Annotated in this window: 16 protein-coding genes; 9 read left to right on the top strand and 7 right to left on the bottom strand. The window is 44.9% G+C overall.

Annotated elements, in window-relative coordinates; genetic code table 11:
• The first annotated feature begins 220 nt into the window (after positions 1-220).
• The 4 genes from GGQ60_RS11315 (at position 221) to treY (ending at position 6,997) form a co-directional block, all read left to right on the top strand.
• Positions 221-412, top strand: a complete 192-nt coding sequence (locus GGQ60_RS11315; protein WP_183763806.1) for a hypothetical protein — start codon at positions 221-223, stop codon at positions 410-412.
• A gap of 64 nt (positions 413-476) precedes the next feature.
• Positions 477-701 carry a hypothetical protein gene (locus tag GGQ60_RS11320; protein ID WP_183763809.1) on the top strand — a complete coding sequence of 75 codons (225 nt, stop codon included), beginning with the start codon at positions 477-479 and terminating at the stop codon, positions 699-701.
• Between the two features lie 403 nt (positions 702-1,104).
• Entirely contained in the window at positions 1,105-2,961 is a 1,857-nt protein-coding gene (gene treZ, locus GGQ60_RS11325) for a malto-oligosyltrehalose trehalohydrolase (protein ID WP_183763812.1), read from the top strand.
• Positions 2,948-6,997 carry a malto-oligosyltrehalose synthase gene (gene treY / locus GGQ60_RS11330; RefSeq protein WP_183763815.1) on the top strand — a complete coding sequence of 1,350 codons (4,050 nt, stop codon included), beginning with the start codon at positions 2,948-2,950 and terminating at the stop codon, positions 6,995-6,997. The genes treZ and treY overlap by 14 nt, the downstream gene beginning before the upstream one ends.
• A gap of 81 nt (positions 6,998-7,078) precedes the next feature.
• On the opposite strand, the gene GGQ60_RS11335 is transcribed toward treY, so the two are convergent.
• The gene (locus GGQ60_RS11335; protein WP_183763818.1) at positions 7,079-7,270 is read right to left on the bottom strand and encodes a hypothetical protein; all 192 of its coding nucleotides are present in this window, start codon (positions 7,268-7,270) and stop codon (positions 7,079-7,081) included.
• Between the two features lie 409 nt (positions 7,271-7,679).
• Here GGQ60_RS11335 and GGQ60_RS11340 point away from each other — a divergent pair, with 409 nt between their 5' ends.
• Positions 7,680-8,273, top strand: a complete 594-nt coding sequence (locus tag GGQ60_RS11340) for a hypothetical protein (RefSeq protein ID WP_183763821.1) — start codon at positions 7,680-7,682, stop codon at positions 8,271-8,273.
• 292 nt (positions 8,274-8,565) lie between these two features.
• Positions 8,566-9,315: an SDR family oxidoreductase gene (locus tag GGQ60_RS11345; RefSeq protein WP_183763824.1), complete on the top strand. Its 750-nt coding sequence runs from the start codon at positions 8,566-8,568 to the stop codon at positions 9,313-9,315.
• Positions 9,316-9,384: 69 nt separating this feature from the next.
• Here GGQ60_RS11345 and GGQ60_RS11350 read toward each other — a convergent pair whose 3' ends face one another.
• Positions 9,385-9,579, bottom strand: coding sequence for a hypothetical protein (locus GGQ60_RS11350; RefSeq protein ID WP_183763827.1), 195 nt, complete (start codon positions 9,577-9,579; stop codon positions 9,385-9,387).
• Between the two features lie 417 nt (positions 9,580-9,996).
• Here GGQ60_RS11350 and GGQ60_RS11355 point away from each other — a divergent pair, with 417 nt between their 5' ends.
• Positions 9,997-10,632, top strand: a complete 636-nt coding sequence (locus tag GGQ60_RS11355; protein WP_183763830.1) for an MgtC/SapB family protein — start codon at positions 9,997-9,999, stop codon at positions 10,630-10,632.
• A gap of 126 nt (positions 10,633-10,758) precedes the next feature.
• On the opposite strand, the gene GGQ60_RS11360 is transcribed toward GGQ60_RS11355, so the two are convergent.
• The 3 genes from GGQ60_RS11360 to GGQ60_RS11370 form a co-directional block, all read right to left on the bottom strand.
• Positions 10,759-12,951: a hypothetical protein gene (locus tag GGQ60_RS11360; RefSeq protein ID WP_183763833.1), complete on the bottom strand. Its 2,193-nt coding sequence runs from the start codon at positions 12,949-12,951 to the stop codon at positions 10,759-10,761.
• A 240-nt stretch (positions 12,952-13,191) separates the two neighbouring features.
• On the bottom strand, positions 13,192-13,710 hold the full coding sequence (locus GGQ60_RS11365) for a sigma-70 family RNA polymerase sigma factor (RefSeq protein ID WP_183763836.1): 519 nt from the start codon (positions 13,708-13,710) through the stop codon (positions 13,192-13,194).
• 76 nt (positions 13,711-13,786) lie between these two features.
• Positions 13,787-13,972 (bottom strand): hypothetical protein, encoded by a 186-nt coding sequence (locus tag GGQ60_RS11370; RefSeq protein WP_183763839.1) that lies wholly within the window; start codon positions 13,970-13,972, stop codon positions 13,787-13,789.
• A gap of 188 nt (positions 13,973-14,160) precedes the next feature.
• On the opposite strand from GGQ60_RS11370, the gene GGQ60_RS11375 reads away from it, so the two are divergent.
• Positions 14,161-14,358 (top strand): hypothetical protein, encoded by a 198-nt coding sequence (locus tag GGQ60_RS11375; protein WP_183763842.1) that lies wholly within the window; start codon positions 14,161-14,163, stop codon positions 14,356-14,358.
• A gap of 156 nt (positions 14,359-14,514) precedes the next feature.
• Here the strand turns inward: GGQ60_RS11375 and GGQ60_RS11380 are convergent, their stop codons facing one another.
• Entirely contained in the window at positions 14,515-15,447 is a 933-nt protein-coding gene (locus GGQ60_RS11380) for an NADP-dependent oxidoreductase (protein ID WP_183763845.1), read from the bottom strand.
• A 256-nt stretch (positions 15,448-15,703) separates the two neighbouring features.
• Here GGQ60_RS11380 and GGQ60_RS11385 point away from each other — a divergent pair, with 256 nt between their 5' ends.
• Positions 15,704-16,240 (top strand): GNAT family N-acetyltransferase, encoded by a 537-nt coding sequence (locus tag GGQ60_RS11385; RefSeq protein ID WP_183763848.1) that lies wholly within the window; start codon positions 15,704-15,706, stop codon positions 16,238-16,240.
• Positions 16,241-16,344: 104 nt separating this feature from the next.
• On the opposite strand, the gene GGQ60_RS11390 is transcribed toward GGQ60_RS11385, so the two are convergent.
• Positions 16,345-17,298, bottom strand: a complete 954-nt coding sequence (locus GGQ60_RS11390) for a Dyp-type peroxidase (RefSeq protein ID WP_183763851.1) — start codon at positions 17,296-17,298, stop codon at positions 16,345-16,347.
• Positions 17,299-17,323: the final 25 nt, after the last annotated feature.

The following is a 17,323-nucleotide window of genomic DNA, read 5'->3' on the forward strand; positions in this document are numbered from 1 at the left end:
ATCAAGAATATAAAAAGCTTTTGATCAATGAATTGCCTCCTCTGCTGGATCACAACAATATGAGAAACAGGTTACAGTAATAACAACGCTATGCTTAAACATAAAAACCTTTTACAAAACTTTATCGGAAAAAGCGATGTTTTAATCATATAGCTTGGCTGGTAGGATTTATTTACGTGGCCGCAATCAGGTTTCAGGCATTCATATAAATAGGATAACAATGAGAACAATAAACCCGGCATTTATTTATTTGACGTTCCTGATAATAGCAGTATCGGCAGCCTGCACCAATCCGTCCGAAAGGGCAAAAGGTCCTTACCAAAAAGATTATGGCGATACCGTAAAGAAAAATAAAGCAGATTCTTCCGCTAAACCCAAACCGAATCCTGAAGATACCATGAGGAAATATTAAAAGGCAGGCATTTCGGTCAGGTGTTTATAGCACCCTACATTAAAGATCCACCCGGATAAAAAAGATGAAGATAAAAGAAACCATAGCGCGTATTTTAAACGAAAGCGGAACTACAGCAAACAGCGAAGCTTATCAGCTTTCCATTTCTAAAACAGAGATGTTATCTCAGCTTTTTCAGGAGGGATTTGACCATGAGGTTATTGATAATGCACTGATGGAGATGTGCGATGACGGAAGTCTGGTACTTGACGACACGCACGTGCTACTCTATGACAGGCCGGTTCTATAACCAGAATATCGCCATTTTAAGCCCATTAAACCCAAACCAGCCAAAAGCCTTTTTAACAAATTAAATAAAATACCAGGCGGCACTCCCAGAGAAGGAATTGGTGCCAGGAGGACGATAGTGCCATGAAAAACGCTCAGATCTGACGGGCAGGATTACTTGGTTTAAGCCTGATCAACTATGTCTGTCGCTTAGAGGCACCGGTTTTCGGTTACCCGGCTTCAGCACACCGCCACAAATGCCACCTTTTTCTATAAAGTCGGTAGTAGATTCCACTTGGTTCAAAAAGGTAGCCTTGCTCACAACAGGTAGATGATGAAGCTTCACATGCTAAATTTTATCACAAGAAAACAGCTTAAACAAAACTCTGCACGATTTTTTAGTGTTTATCTGAGATAAATTACAGATGAAAATAGATATACAAAGAAGACAGATTGGTTTAAATTTTAAAGATGGTAATGCCGAACTCAGGATATGGGCACCTTTGGCCTGGCAGGTTTTGGTACTTAGTGGTGGAACATCACTTCATCTGGAAAAGGAAGACCGCGGGTACTGGTTTTTACAAACCAACAAAATACAGCCCGGAGATCAATATCAGCTGAAAATCGTAACACAGGAGTCGGGTATCGAACCGGTATTAAGGCCCGACCCTGCGACTTTAAACCAACCTGCCGGACTTACAGGGCCATCAAAGGCTTTAGATCTGGCCTATGCGTGGACGGATGCTGCCTGGCAGTGCCCTGACCCCGAAAAATTCATCATTTACGAGTTGCATACCGGTACATTTAGCCACAAAGGCGATTTTAAGGGAATTGCAGAGAAGCTCGACCATATGCTTGCATTGGGAATTACCGCTATTGAGCTGATGCCTGTAGCACAGTTTCCAGGCGGGCGGAACTGGGGTTATGATGGGGTGTTTCCATTTGCTGTACAGGAAAGTTATGGCGGAGCTAAAGGATTGCAGGAGCTGGTAGATAGCTGCCACAGCAAGGGCATTGCGGTGATACTCGATGTGGTTTATAACCACTTTGGCCCCGAAGGAAACCATTTTGCCGATTTTGGTCCCTATTTTACAGATAAGTACCACACGCCATGGGGCCAGGCGATTAATTTTGATGATGCGCAAAGCGATGGGGTCAGATCGTTTTTCATCGAAAACTGCCTGATGTGGTTCCGGGATTTTCATATTGACGCCTTGCGACTCGATGCTGTACATGCCATTCGCGATTTCAGCGCCGTTCACTTTCTGGAGGAGCTACGGCAATATACCGATCAGCTTTCTGCCAGTACCAATAAAACCTTCTACCTCATTGCTGAAGTTGATTTGAATAACAACCGCTATATCAATCCTTTTGAAACCGGTGGTTATGGCATGCATGCCCAATGGATGGATGAATTTCATCATACACTGCGTGTGGCAGCGGGCGGCGAGCGAATCGGGTATTACAGCGATTTCAATGGTGTGGATCATCTGGCCAAATCTTATCGCGATGCCTATGTATATGATGGCTGGTACTCGCCACACCGCGAAAAGACCTTCGGACGCCCGGCTTTAAACAACCCGGGCAAGCAGTTTGTGGTTTTTTCGCAGAACCACGATCAGGTGGGAAACCGCATGCTGGGAGAACGCAGCAGCAGTCTTTATCGTTTTGAACTACTCAAAGTAATGGCCGGCGCAGTATTTTGCAGTCCATACCTACCACTGATTTTTATGGGCGAGGAGTGGGCAGAAACAAGGCCCTTTCAGTTTTTTACCAGTCATACCGATCCGGGCTTAATTGAAGCGGTTAGGGAAGGAAGAAAAGCAGAGTTTTCTGCCTTTCAGGGTGAACAGGAACCGACAGATCCCCAGTCCCTTGCTACTTTTGAAGCCTCCAAACTGGATTGGAACAAAGTTGGAACAGGTAAGCACCAGCTGATGCTTCAATATTACCGCCAGCTGATCAGTCTCCGCAAAAACAGCCCGGTACTTTCCAAATTAGATCGCAGCGGACTGAAGGCTATTGCTCTTGCCGATCAAAATTGTTTGATATTGGAGCGAAGCAATTCTATTGAAAAGGTGGTTTGCCTGATGAATTTTTCGCCCAAGGCGCAATTGCTAAAGCTGCCGGAGGGAGCAGCTCCCTATATTTTGCTGCTCGATTCTTCCAGTGCCCGGTGGGGCGGACCCGGGCAGGGCGTAAAGGCTGTTTTAGCAGATAACCAGGTGACGATATTTCCAGAATCCATTTTAATTTTTTCAGCTCAGCATGTATCTTCCTAAATCAACTTACCGTATACAATTTCATAAAGATTTCAATTTTGCAGACCTTGACCGGGCCATTCCGTATTTGATCGAACTGGGCATTGATACACTGTATGCTTCGCCAATTTTTCAGGCCATGCCTTCTAGTACCCACGGTTACGATATTGTTAACCCTTTAAGGATCAATCCAGAGATAGGCACAGAGGAAGAACTATTTGCGGTGTCAAAAAAGTTAAAGCAGGCCGGAATAGGCTGGCTCCAGGATATTGTACCGAATCACATGGCTTTTCATCCGGATAATACCTGGCTGATGGATGTGCTCGAAAAAGGCAGGGAGTCGGCATTTGCTGATTACTTTGATATCGATTGGGCGCAAGGGGATGGAAGGCTTATGGTGCCGTTTCTGGGCAATAACATCAACCAGGCTGTAGAAGAAGGCTCACTTAGCCTGCAAAAACAAAACGGGAAATACTTTCTCCATACGGGCAGCGGAAACTGGCCCCTGAACAGCAAGAGTTCGGGCAGGCTTTCCGAGATCAAAAATGGCGGCAAATTAAAGGATAAAGCGTTGATTTTAGCACTTGCAAATGAACAGTTTTACCGTCTTTGCCACTGGCAGGAGACTTCTGCCAACAGCAATTACCGCCGTTTTTTTACCGTTAACAGCCTTATTTGTTTAAATATCCAGCACACAAAGGTATTTGACCATTACCACAGCTATATTTTCAGGCTGATTAAAGAAGGTGTATTTCAGGGACTAAGGATCGACCATGTGGATGGACTTTATGATCCGGAGCAATACCTGAGCCGGTTGCGCCGGGCAGTTGGGCAAAAAGTTTATATCGTCGTCGAAAAAATACTCGAAAAGGGGGAGCATTTACCCGAAAGCTGGGCCATACAAGGCAATAGCGGTTACGATTTTCTATCCGTGGTCAATAACCTGTTTACCGACCGCTCCTCTCAAAAGAAAATGGACAGCCTATACTTTAAGGTAACGGGTAAGAAACAAGATCCCGCGCGGCTTAGCTACGAAAAGAAAAGTTATATCTTACACGAGCACATGGCGGGCGAGCTCAATAACCTTTGCGCCTTGTTTCATGAACTTAAACTTGTTCCCGAAACGGTTTCAGATGGTGCTGAAATTAAGCGTGCTATTGCCCAGTTACTTATCCGCATGCCCGTGTACAGGTTTTACACGTATGGCTTTCCACCCAACCCTGACCTTTACCGGGAGATTGAGACAATTACAGGCCCAATGTTAAATGAACCTCAATTCCGGCAGGAGGGCTTACTGCTCCGTAAAATCCTGCTGGATAAACCCGCGGAAGGTAACCAGCCTTATAACCGAAGGGTTGCTAAGTTCTTTCAACGGTGTATGCAGTTTACGGGGCCGCTAATGGCAAAAGGTGTAGAAGATACGCTGATGTTTACCTTTAACCGGTTCATTGCCCATAATGAAGTGGGCGATTCTGCCGATGCTTTTGGTATTGGCATAGATGCATTTCATGATGATATGGTCAGGCGGCAGTTACAGTGGCCATTTAGCATGAACGCCACCACTACCCACGATACCAAAAGAGGGGAAGATGTAAGGGCAAGGTTAAATGTGCTCAGTGATATGCCTGATGAATGGGCGGCGTTTGTATGGGGCATGCAGCAGTTAATGGCTCAGCATCGGGAATTTGAGGGCTTGCATAAAAATGATGTCTACCTCCTGATGCAGACTTTAACAGGTGCGCTTCCATTTCCCGGAGAAGATGGCGATGAGATCGGCAGCCGGATGAAAGAATTCGTTCCCAAAGCCCTCAGGGAGGCTAAAAAGCGCTCAGACTGGGCCGCTCCAAACCAGGATTACGAAACCCGCCTGGCTGGGTTATCTGATTTGTTGCATGATCCGCACAGCGACTGTGGCAAGCTTTTACAAGGGTTTTTAAGGCAAATTGCAGATTTTGCAGTGATGAATAGCCTTGCACAGTTGATTTTAAAGTTTACCTGTCCGGGAGTACCTGATTGCTATCAGGGCAGCGAGCTTTGGGAGCTCAGCCTGGTCGATCCGGATAACCGCAGGCCCGTAGATTATAAAAAAAGACTGAAAATACTGAAAGAAGCAGATACACGTACATTTTCCGAACTTTGGCAGGAGCGCTTTTCAGGCGGGATAAAACTCAGGTTGGTGCGCGCGCTCATGGAACTCCGGAAAACGCATGCACAGCTTTTTAGCCAAGGAGAATACATTCCGATAAGCGTAAAGGGAGTTTACGCCGCACACATTTGCGCATTTGCCCAGAGATTTAACAATCAATGGATCCTGGTTGCAATACCCCTGGGTTTGGCAAAGCTAAGCAAAAAGCAAGGTTGCGGAGTATTGGATTTAGATTGGAAAGATACCAGACTGATATTACCCCCAGGTGCACCTTTAAGCTGGAAAGATTTATTGAACGGGCAAAGCGGTCACCAGGATATCCTGAGCGATGGATTAGGTATTTCCGAACTCTTTGCCCAGCATCCCTTTGCGCTGATTAGCCTGCAAGCCTCTTTGCCAAAACGGAACGCAGGCATATTGATGCACATCAGTTGTCTTCCGGGCGATTTCGGAATAGGGGATTTGGGACCGGCTGCTTTTGGTTTTGTTGATTTTTTACATCAGGCCCGTCAGCGGTACTGGCAAATTTTACCACTCAATCCTGTCAGCGCTGAAAACGGTTTTTCGCCCTATGCCAGTCATTCTTCTTCGGCAGGGAATATTCTGCTCATCAGCCCCGAAGTATTGCTAAAGGATGGGCTGCTTAAACCATCCGATTTGGAGGCATGCCGATTTAAGGCCGGTTCTGTGGTTGATTTCGAACAGGTTTTAAACCAGAAAAACGCTATACTTGAAAAAGCTTACCGGTATTTTTTAGATGGGGATTTTAAGCCGTTGAAGCAGCAGTTTACAGCGTTTTGCAGCGCGGAGGAAGATTGGCTCCATACCTTTGCGCTCCACCAGGTGCTTTCGCGGCAGCTCAACTGCAAAGCGTGGTACCGCTGGCCAGATCCTTACAAATACCGTAAAGCCCGGGCAATTGCAGATTTTAGCAAAAAGCACGAAAGCGAAATCGAGGAGATAAAGTGGCAGCAGTTTATTTTTTTTAAACAGTGGGAAGATTTAAGGCAATATGCAAAACATAAGGGGGTTGCATTTATTGGCGATCTACCGTTCTATCCCGATTATGCTGCGCATGAGTTGTGGGAGGAGCCATTGCTCTTTAAACTCGGTAAAGACCTGGAACCACTTGCGGTGGCCGGGGTACCACCTGATTATTTTAATGCCCAGGGCCAATTATGGGGCATGCCGGTATTTGATTGGGAAAAGATGAAGCAGGAAAAATATGGCTGGTGGATCGGGCGGATCAGCAAAAGCCTTAAGCGCTTTGATCTGTTGCGTTTAGATCATTTCCGTGCATTTTCTGAATATTGGTCGGTACCTGCAGGCCAAACCAGTGCAGTAAAGGGAAAATGGTTAAATGGCCCCGGAGAAGATTTTTTTAAGCAACTGCGCCAGGAGCTGGGTGAGCTGCCACTTATTGCCGAAGACCTGGGAGAAGAAAGTGCGGGTGTGAATGCCTTACTTAATCAGTTTAAGCTTCCGGGGATGAAGGTATTGCAGTTCGTCTTCAACAGTACATTGCCCTCCTCTCCGCATGCGCCACATAATTTTGAAAATTCGGCCTGTATTGCTTATTCCGGTACACATGATAATAATACGGCAAAAGGTTGGTTCAATCAGCAGGCAAGCCCTGAAGAGATTGAACGCCTCAGTTTATATGCAGGTGAGCGCATCACCCTTAAAAATGTCCATCAGGCCATGGCCAAGCTCACTTATGCATCGGTAGCCCAAACGGCAATATTACCCATTCAGGATATTTTAGGCCTGGATGAACGCGCACGCATGAATATTCCCGGGGAGGCTAAGGGCAATTGGGCATGGAAACTGCAAACAAAGGTTAGTGGCAGCCTGGCAGAGCAATTGAAAAAATTAACAGAATTATTTGGGCGGGTTGACCCGGCCGATTAACCAGTAACAGTTTTTTGGTTCCGGATAATTTTGTGATCAGGTTATTATACAACAAAGGCCTGGTTTCCCAGGCCTTACCAGCTACCTTGGTGGCAGGTGTTTGATCGTGTCTCTCTTCAAGGTGTCCCGAGAGGTCGTATCCCGCTTTTTTTGGGGGATCTGCTTGGGCTTGCTTTTCTTTTCGGTTTTCTTCTTCGTGGTATCCTGGCGGGTTTGTGCAAAAGCGCCGAAACTGAATACCGATAACAGGATGAATACAATTAACTTTTTCATAACTATAGATTTTCTGATAGAACAGACTGAAAAAGTGTTATGTTTTGTTTCAAAACCGGTTATGGAAAGCTGCTTCTTCCTGTTATAATATTGTAAGTATTTGTTTGTCAGTGTTTTATTTGTTGTTTGCTCTTGATTACGCCTACTTTAAATCAAGTATATCTACCCGGTTTTCAGGTAGATCACGCATTGGTTGCAACTCAACCGGAGGTAGTATTTTGGGCCTGCCAGTCGGTTTTCCGCTCTCTTTCAGGTGAAATGGCCATTCATATGGCCTGATGTGCCTAACGCACTTTTAAATGAAGCTTACCTTAATTTTGCAGCTCACGAATAAAGCCATCAGCTTGTTGCCAAGTGCCATCCCCTTAAAACTTATTTGAAAAAACAGGTGTTCATTTAAATAAAAAGCATGGAAAATATATTGATAAAAAAGACTGACAATAAGTTGATCGGATTAATGGCCGTTGCTTTTGGTTTGGCCGGTATGTGGATCTACCTGCGCTTAAGAAAGCAAAAAGCCGCACAGCAGGCGTTTGATTTTGCGCCGTTTTCTAAAGAAAGATATGTGTTTAACTGGCATAAAGGCCGGCGGCCATACCAGGCTGTGGTTAAACATGAGGGCGATTGTTATGCTGTACAGATGAACGGGGCCTACGCCGGTGTGATGTGGAGAGGTGAGGGGAATAACAACTGGTATACACGCGATAAGGCATTAAAGCCCCATATTAACGAAATTTCTGAGCAGCTTGCCAATGTTTTTTCCCTGCAGGGATTCCCCGCTATTTTGCAGGGTAATTATCCTGAAATCGTAGCTGTTAACTGGAAAACGAGCGAAACGCTTGAACTCATCCTTCAAGCAGCAACCGATCTGGAAGTTTTTGCCGCCTTTCTGGAAGACGAAGTGCCTAACCTAGTCAGCTTTCCGGAATACCTGGATTTGATCGTTAAAAAAGAAAACGAATCTTATTTTAAAATTATCAGTGTAAATGTACGCCTGGGTTAACGTTTGTTGTCAGATATTTGATATCCTTTTTCCTGGCATCCTGTTGCTTATGATGGTCCGGTTTATATTTTGTGGATTCATCCAGACATTCCAGTAGATCGGGTTGCCACTGTTCTTCTTCTGTTGGCGCTTTATTTTCTTCAGGTAAAAATCAACCTGGGTTGACTAAAATCTGCACTCAGGTAGTTACACCTGAAAGACAGGGATACCAGACAGTTGTTCTCATCCGGCTTGTATAATCAGGAGAAAAAGTATGGATGCCTGTGGTTTTAAAATTTAATCAGATTTCGTTATGGAAGATTTCAATTCATACTTCAGAAGTGCTTTTTTAAATAAAAAAATTATCATCACGGGTGGTACCACAGGCATTGGCAGAGCGGCAGCCATTTTATTGAGCGCTCTGGGAAGCCGGTGCCTGATCTGCGGTAGGCACCAGCAGCAACTTGACGAGACTTTGAATGTTATTGATCCCGGTAGAAATGATACCTGTATGGGCCTTGTTGTTGATTTGGCATCAAAGGCTGGTATCAAAAAACTTTTTGAAGTTGCCGATCAACAGTTGGGAGGTGTAGACATTTTGGTTAATAATGCCGCACTACCATTCGGAAGTGTGCTGGAAGGCGAATATGATGATTGGCAGTATGTTTTAAATACCAACCTGCTTTCCTATATCGCTTGCAGTAAAGAAGCTGTTTCCAGAATGGGGGAAGGTGGGCAGCTTATCCTGATGGGCTCCATGAGTGCAGATGTAAGGGAGGCGGACAGTTCGCTCTATGTGGCTACCGAGGCAGCCATCCAGGGCTTTGCAACCGCATTGCGTAAAGAAGTTAACCCCAAGGGGCTGAAAGTTTCGTTAATTGAACCCGGGGCGGTTGATACAGACCTTCAGGAGGGGAGTTCGAAAGATAAGCTCGAACAAATCGAGCGGCAAGAGATGCTGAAAGCAACAGACATCGCATGGGCAATAGCCTTCTGCATTGCACAACCGCCGCGATCTGATGTGGTTAACTTGCAAATCAGGCCGCACATGCAATTAATTTAAGCTGCCTGGCAGAAAATGAAGCCGCTATCCATATTCCCGATGGAAAAATAAAACGAATGTGGATGACCGTCAGGGCCTGTTCTTTTGCCCTAAAGGAGGCAAAACCACGGCTTCATCTGCGTTGTCTGGGCTTAGCGGCGAACTTTTGTCGCTGGGTTCTGCCTTTTCATCGTAGGTATAACCAGAGCCACGTAAACGCGGTTTTTCTAAGCCGGCTGAAGTGTTGTTTGGCTTTTCTGCTGATATTTTGCTTTGCTTTTTCATTTCAATATTTTTTTGATCATGTTTTTTTACATTGGTACATGCTATTTTTGGGGGCTATGCCTTTTGGAAAAAACGAAGCCCGTGACCAACAAACAGCTCATGACCACCGGAGAGATCAACCGGTATCTGGCCGCATATTGTAAGAAGACGGTTCAAGGGCACTGACCGGTAAACCTTTATTTAAAAAAATAGTGATCCCTGCACTTCAACACGCTTAAAGCCAAAGAAGTTTTGCTTAAATGCAGCTTGGTAACCGCAATTTAGTGTTTGGCTTCCGTTCAGGCTGACCATACATTTGCGTTAATTTCAGAAACCTTTATCCTTTTTGGCCTGTTATTTTTACAAGAGCATATTTTTTTTGCTTTGAGATTAAAAAAAGACAGTTCAATCGGGCCAGGAATTAAACAACCTTATATAATGGATTTTACAATAGAATTTGAGCATATCATGGCCATGGCCATTTCGGTAATTTGTGGGGGATGTATTGGATTTGAACGGGAATACCGAAACAAATCTGCCGGTTTCAGAACCATTATCCTGATCACCCTGGGATCAACAATTTTTACCATTGTTTCCTGGCACGGGGCTGGTACTGACGACCGCATTTCAGCCAATATTATTACCGGAATAGGGTTTATAGGTGCCGGTGTGATATTTAAAGACCGGATCTCCGTCCGGGGTTTAACCACTGCAGCCGTCATCTGGACAGCCGCTGCAATCGGGATGACTGCGGGTATTGGTTACCATGCGTTGGCGCTGGTGTTAACTTTAGTTACAATTATGATACTGCTTACGGTTAGTAAAGTAGAAAAGATGGTTTCGGGACTCCGGAACGAAAAGCTCATAACCATTACGTTTAGCGGCGCTGAAATGAAGGTGGTTGAACAACTCGAGGCAGATGTGCGGTTAACCGATGCAAAGATTGAGCGGATGGACATGGCAAAAGAAAATGGACGGTTAACGGTAATTTATCTCATTACGGCCAGTAAAACAGCGATCGACCGGGTACAGGAAATGCTGGCCGTGCGCAGTGAGATAGCAGGCTATGCGTAAAATGCAGCGGGCCTCAGTATGCTCCGTGCCTGATGCGCCAAAAGCCACATTTGGCCTTCCATTCAGCTCCTACGGCCTTTCTTAGCCGGCGTATAAATTCAGAACCTGGCCCGGTAATGGCTTGCTTCAGGGGCTTTTTTTTGTCCAGGTAACCTTGACCTTTAGATTGCCTGTAATGCTAAACTCAACCAGTTCTGGTGTTACTTTCACCGGTTCCGGACCCGGTATTTCGTCACCCAGATCAAGGTTGAAAGTGTAGGGATGACGGCCATCCAGCAGAAAGATCAGCCTGCATTCTAACCTGGCATCACCTCCTGTGGTCATATAGAGCGTTTTTTTTACTTTCCGGAAACTGGCTACCGGATAATCACAAAAAACCGTAAAATGTTCATCCTTAACTTTACGATACTGTTTCGGGATCACGCCAAAAGCAATTCCGGCGCCGTATACCTCCTGGCCAACCTCACCTGAGTGTTCCCAGCCATCATGTAAATCTTCCAGGGCAATCCAAAGGCGCTGATCAATTTCGCCGGTTTTACTTTTCGTCGCAATCATATCGCTTTTTAGCATAGTAGGATAGTAGTAGGCTAGTCGTCCGATGGTATGCCGGATAAACTCCGCTATCAGCAATCTTACCGATGGTAAGATGTCAATGCCTTCAGCCTCAGCCAGGTAGTCGTGAAGGGCTGCGTATACCTCCTGCTCTTCATAAGCTGCAGTATAAGGTGCATCCCGGAGCGGAAAAATGCCAAAAAAGGTAGGGAAATTCTTCGCATGCCCATAGTTGCATTCCCAAAGTTGTACATTGTCAAAAATCGCTGCCAGGCATACATAGCTCAGGTAGAGGTATTTTTGGTTTCCCGTTTCTTTGTAGAGCCTGAGCATTGCCCCTGCACTAAAGGCTGTATTATTGGCCTGATAAAAAATATCAAAGCTAAGGCCAACCAGTTCCTTGGCTGCCCGTTCGGCTTCTTTAAAAAATCTTTTCTCGCCGGTCAGTTTCCACATCCTCAACATCAGGTCTGCGTAAGTGCCCGGAACGTCTTTTTCGCCGCCGGCGCCTTCTGCTGTTTCCGCTTTAATCACATTAAGGGTATCCATCTGATAGAAAACCGGCCATTTATACTTAAATGTTTGGGCTACATGCATAGCATAACCGATTGATTTAAAGAGCAGGTCATGCGCCATTTTATCCCCATGGTCGCTCAAACGAGCTAGATTCATTAGCGGGTGGTGCAGGTACCATGCATCCATAATGCGGGTTTTTTTCTGCTCTTCCGAATGATCCAGGTTTTCTTCCATGGCCGGCAACCAGCGTACTATTGTTTTCATGTCTTCCTCATAGAAGTTTTCCAGTCCCGATTTCAGCTCCGCTATAAGTTGATGATTGGTTTCTCCTTTCCAGTTCACGTATTCGATCATAGGCAGTAATACGGCAAGCTGTACCATCACCTCAGGCGGATTTTTATAATCGGCTACATAGGCATTGAGGTAGGCGTGTCCGGCGGCAAAACTCCAGCAGCCTTTATGGTATACTAAATCATTTAATCCTTTCTCAACAATATCCAGCCAGTTAAGGTAAAAGCGTTCCGGCCGCGGTAGCTGCAAATAAGTTAGAGAGAGCCTGTTTAGATAATCGATCGCGATTTCTCCCGGCGATTCCGGAAGGTGATCAGAAAAGTTCACCAGGGCTTCACTGAAAATGTAAGTCTGATCCTTTTTCAGGGGGGCGTTTGAGGCTGGAAGCGAAAACCCGATTTCAGGCCATTCGCCGCCTACAGTAGCGCCGGCGCTGCATTGAGCATCCTCACAATACCGGTTCAGGGCGCTCAGGTTCTGAAAGTAAAATACCGATCCCGACCGGTCCTGGTTGAAATAAAGAATGCCTGACCGCGTACCCCTTTGCTGGGTATGGATGGTCCCCCGGGTCCCGGTTTTTCCTTTTTGGTTTAAACTGATCATATCTTTGGGCCAGTACGGAAGGTTCAATGAGATTTTCGGGCTCGCACTAACCGTGTACCTGAGCAACCTCTGGCCTTCATCGATCGCTGCCATCACTTCGTATTTTAGCGTAGAGCATTCCAGGCTCACCAATATTTTGGTGCCCTGTTGGTCCATTTTAGTGATGCGGAGTTTCCCGGAAGGAGAAAAAGCGGTTCTAAAAGCAATCTTGCCTCCATCCGGCCAGCGTTTTACCAGCCAAAGCGAATCACTGCCCAGACTAAGGGATACCCCTACCGGTTCGGAGACCAAGGCAAGCGTATCAATATGCTGTAGTTCAGCTGCGGCATTCGCCGCCCAAATAGACATCGGTTTCATACTTTCTGCTTTTATCTAAACAACCCTATCTTAAGTAAAGAAGTTTGAGGAATTTTTACGGTAGCTGCTGACCTGCCCAAGTGAAAATCCTGGGTAATCTTACATTTTCCTGCCATCACGTTTAGTAGGAAATAAGCAGTTCTGTAAAGGCACACTTAAATTTTAAATAAAAAAGGGTTAAAAAAGCAAATGCCCTTTAACCCTTTTTATCATCAATGCTTGCTGTCGTATTTACCAGGTTTAAGTTCCGGGCAAATCTTCCCGGTATTTGCGCAGGTTCTTTTTCAGGATTGCCCTGGCCTGGTAAATGTGGGTTTTAACGGTGCCCAGTGGCAGTCCCAGCTCGTTAGCAATTTCCTGGTATTGGTAACCCTCAAAATACCTCACAAAAGGCACCCGATAGCTGTCGGGCAGGCGGTTCAAAGCAGCCGCGATATCCCTGCCGGCAAAGTTTCTTTCTGCCTGGTTACTGGTCGCACCGTATAAAAGGTTATTATCTGCTTCACTTTGCGGGGTAAAAACCGCTGACCATCTTTGTTTTTTGCGGAAACTGTTGATAAAAGTGTTGCGCATAATTACAAACAGCCAGGCTTTAAAATCTGTACCGTCTTGGAAACGTTCCAAAAATCTGTAGGCTTTAATCAGCGTATCTTGTACAAGGTCGTCGGCATCATCCTCATCTTTAGTGAACAAGATCGCTCTCGATTTTAAAGCATTGGCATTATGCTCCAATTGAGAACTGAATTTCTTAATATCCATTTGAATCAGATAATTGTTGTTAATGCTTTAGGGTTTTTAATGTTTAATGGTATTCTATCCGGATAGGCAAACCGGCTTACTGCATGCGAATGGTGGTATCCTGCGTTGTATCGCTTCCTAAAGTATCCTGGTTGAGGTTCGAACTGGTATCCGTTTGCGTAGTGTCGTTCATCAGCGAATCGGTACTGTCGTTTTTACGGTCGGAACTGCAGGCGAGTGTTAAAAGTGCCAGGCAGCTTAAAATAAGGCTTAGTTTTTTCATGGTATTTTGTTTTTAGTAAACAGATACCTAAAAAACAGGTAATCCATCATATGGTTGGCAGGATTAATACCTGTTTTCGATCAGGTTAATACCCAAAAAATTCAGCGGGAAATACCGGATCATCACTATTTGCAATGGTTGCTAAACCTTTCGCGGGCTGGTGCTGTTGTTTAAATAAAAAATTAGTGATGATGAATACAGATCCAAAACAAGTACCCCAAGAGGAGGAAGACGAAAACCAGGACGCCCAGAAAAAACAAAGCCCAAATGATGATCATGAAATGGAGGAGAATGATGTGCAGCGGGGCCTAAGCGGCGAAACTGACGATGAAGAAGACGTTAACGGCGACCTGAGCGGAAATGCATCAGGTAACACCAGTGCCTAAAGTAACATGGCTGCCCACCAGGGCCGTTTTTATGGTATGCAAATTTTATGAGCAGCAGTGTGATCGGGATCGGAGCACTTTTTATCAATAGTGTTTTAAACTGTCCGGGTCACACTGCACTTTAGGTATAAGCGAATACAACAGGCCGAAACGCCCTCAGGATATTTTGGCAACAATTTTTCCACTAACCCCATGTGACTCAATGGTCTTGTGGGCGCTGACCATATCGGTTAATGAAAAAACTTTTTCTACTTTAACCCTTAACTTTTCTTTTTCAAGCCAGGTGGCAAATAACTGCAATTGTTCTTTGCTGGGTTGCATCATTGGCCATATTAATTCAATATTCCGTTCTTCAGCCATTTTTAAGGCAATCGGATCGTCTTTGGTAGATGAAGGCAGGCATACCACCTTACCACCCGGTTTAACAATTTGGATGGCGCGATAAAGTATTTCGCCGCCCATGGTATCCATCACGGCATCCAGTTCAGTAGCAATTTCTTCAAATTGCTGTTCTTTATAATTGATGATTTCATCAACACCCAGTTCCGAAAGGAAAGCTGCATTTTTAGCAGATGCCGTTCCATAAACATAAGCACCGGCAAATTTAGCAAATTGTACAGCTAGGTGACCAACGCCCCCGGCAGCAGACTGTATCAATACTTTTTGCCCCGCTTTGATCTGTAATTGTTCGTGAACAGCCTGATAAGCCGTTAATCCGGCAGTCGGTATAGCCGCCGCCTCATAGAATGAAACATGAGCTGGTTTTTTTACGATAGTGTCAGGGCTTGCTGTTGTATATGCTGCGTAACTGCCATTTACAATTCCGAAAATTTCATCCCCAATTTTAAATGCCGAAACATTACTGCCTACCTGTTCAATTATACCGCTTACATCTTTTCCTAAAATAGCCGGTAGCTGTAAACTTTTAGATGACCGGTGTAAGCCCGACCTGATCTTTGCATCAACAGGATTTATACCTGCAGCAATTACCTTAATCAATACCTGATCGTTATTGATAACGGGTTTCGCTGTCTCGCTAAACTGTAACGCTTCAGGTTGGCCAAATTTGTGCAGGAGGATCGCTTTCATCAAACAAATCTAATTCTTATTTCTGCAAAGCCAGTTGCAGTTTGTCAGTATAAAGTGATTTTTGTGATCGCCAGCCATGACTGTAAGCGCTGTTCTGGCGCGCAGCAAGCAGAAATAAATTTTGGCGCTATTTCTACTACTCTTAGCAGTTTCAAAGTAAATAACAGGGTAACCTGTTCATTAATCTCAGGCTTTCGTTTATATTTGAGTGGGCAGTCAGTTAGTGATGCCAACAACCTGAAAAGTAGCAGACCGCATGATCAAAAGAAATTTTACCCCTTTCCCCATTTTAACAACAGAAAGGCTCACCCTTAGGCAGTTGTCAACAGACGACCAGCAGGATATTTTAGCTTTGCGTTCTGATCCGGAAATCAATAAATATCTTGCAAGAGAGCCGAGCAAGACCATTGAAGATGCAACCAATTTTATCAATAAGGTTAACGAGCATATTCAAAAAAACAATTCCATTTATTGGGCCATTACCCTGGCGAAAACCAACACATTTGTAGGGACCATTTGCCTTTTTAACTTTTCGGATGAAAAAAACAGTGGCGAAATTGGCTACGAGCTTATGCCAAAATTCCAAAAGCAAGGAATTATGACCGAAGCCATCAAGGAAGTGATCTCTTATGCTTTTCAGTGGTTGAAATTTCAAAAAATAGTGGCGTTTACCCATCAGGAAAACCACCATTCGATTAAACTATTGGAGAAAGTTAACTTTCTTCCATCCCCTGAAACCCATCAGGAAGATCCTGGTTTTAATGTTTTCACATGCAATAGCAGTTGTTTCTGAAAACCTTAATGTGATAACCAATGGAACAGGTAGTAAATAGCTGAAAGCGATTATCAATCTTTTTCCTGTTATTATTTACAAAGCCTTGCCAGGCCGGTATTACATCAACCTCCAAATTCGTCAAGCAGCTCCAAACTCGGGGCAAAGAATAGCGATCCCGTTTTCGCGGTACTAAAATCCAGTATACGGTCGTAATTTCCTTCCGGGTTGCCGATAAACATGTTGTTCAGCATTTTCTCTACCGTGCTGAAAGTGCTGGCGTAACAGATAAAATAGGTACCCATCTCATTGGTGGCTACATTTCCGAAAGGCATATTATCTCTCACCACCTTAAAATCGTCGCCAATGTTGGCCAGGGCAATATGCGCGTTTTTGGGCTTTAGCTCGTCGCTCATTTCAATATCCTGTTCTTTAGATCGGCCAATTACCTTTTCCTGTTCTTCTACCGGAAGCGATTTCCAGGCCCTGAGGTTATGGATGTATTGTTGTACAAAGAGGTAGCTTCCGCCCTGGTAGGAGGGATCTTCGCCACCAATAATGGCAAAACGATCGCGGTCTGCACCATGCGGATTTTCGGTACCATCTACAAAACCTAAAACAGACCTGCTATCCCAATAACGAAAACCCTGCACTTCCACTACACCATCGGCAACAGGGCTCATCAATTCAGAAATGGCAGCAGCCATATCATAAGCAAGGCTTTTATGATCAGCCCTGATATGGAAATGCAGGTCGCCTTTGGTGCTTACGGCCGTGTGTTTGCTACCGGTTACCGGCTCAAACCGCTTCAACTCTTTAGGCAGGGGTTGAGGCAGGTCAAGCTGCAGCCAGGCATCGTAGCCTATGCCCATTACGCAGCTGGCCTTTGCATCGGGAAAGCGGTTTAACGCAGAATTATTAAGGTTAATCACCAGGGCACATATGCGCTGAAAAACTGATTTGATTGTTACCAGACCGGCCTCTTCCCTGAAATTCCAGACCAGAAAATAAGTATTGTTATTCGGATAATCGGTAACGTTTTGTGCGCTGTGTGGCTTGGAAAAAGAATTAATCGTCATTGGTTTGGTTTTGGCTAATCAAATT

Origin of the sequence: Pedobacter zeae (genome assembly GCF_014196715.1) — a bacterium.
GTDB classification, from domain to species: Bacteria; Bacteroidota; Bacteroidia; order Sphingobacteriales; family Sphingobacteriaceae; genus Pedobacter; species Pedobacter zeae.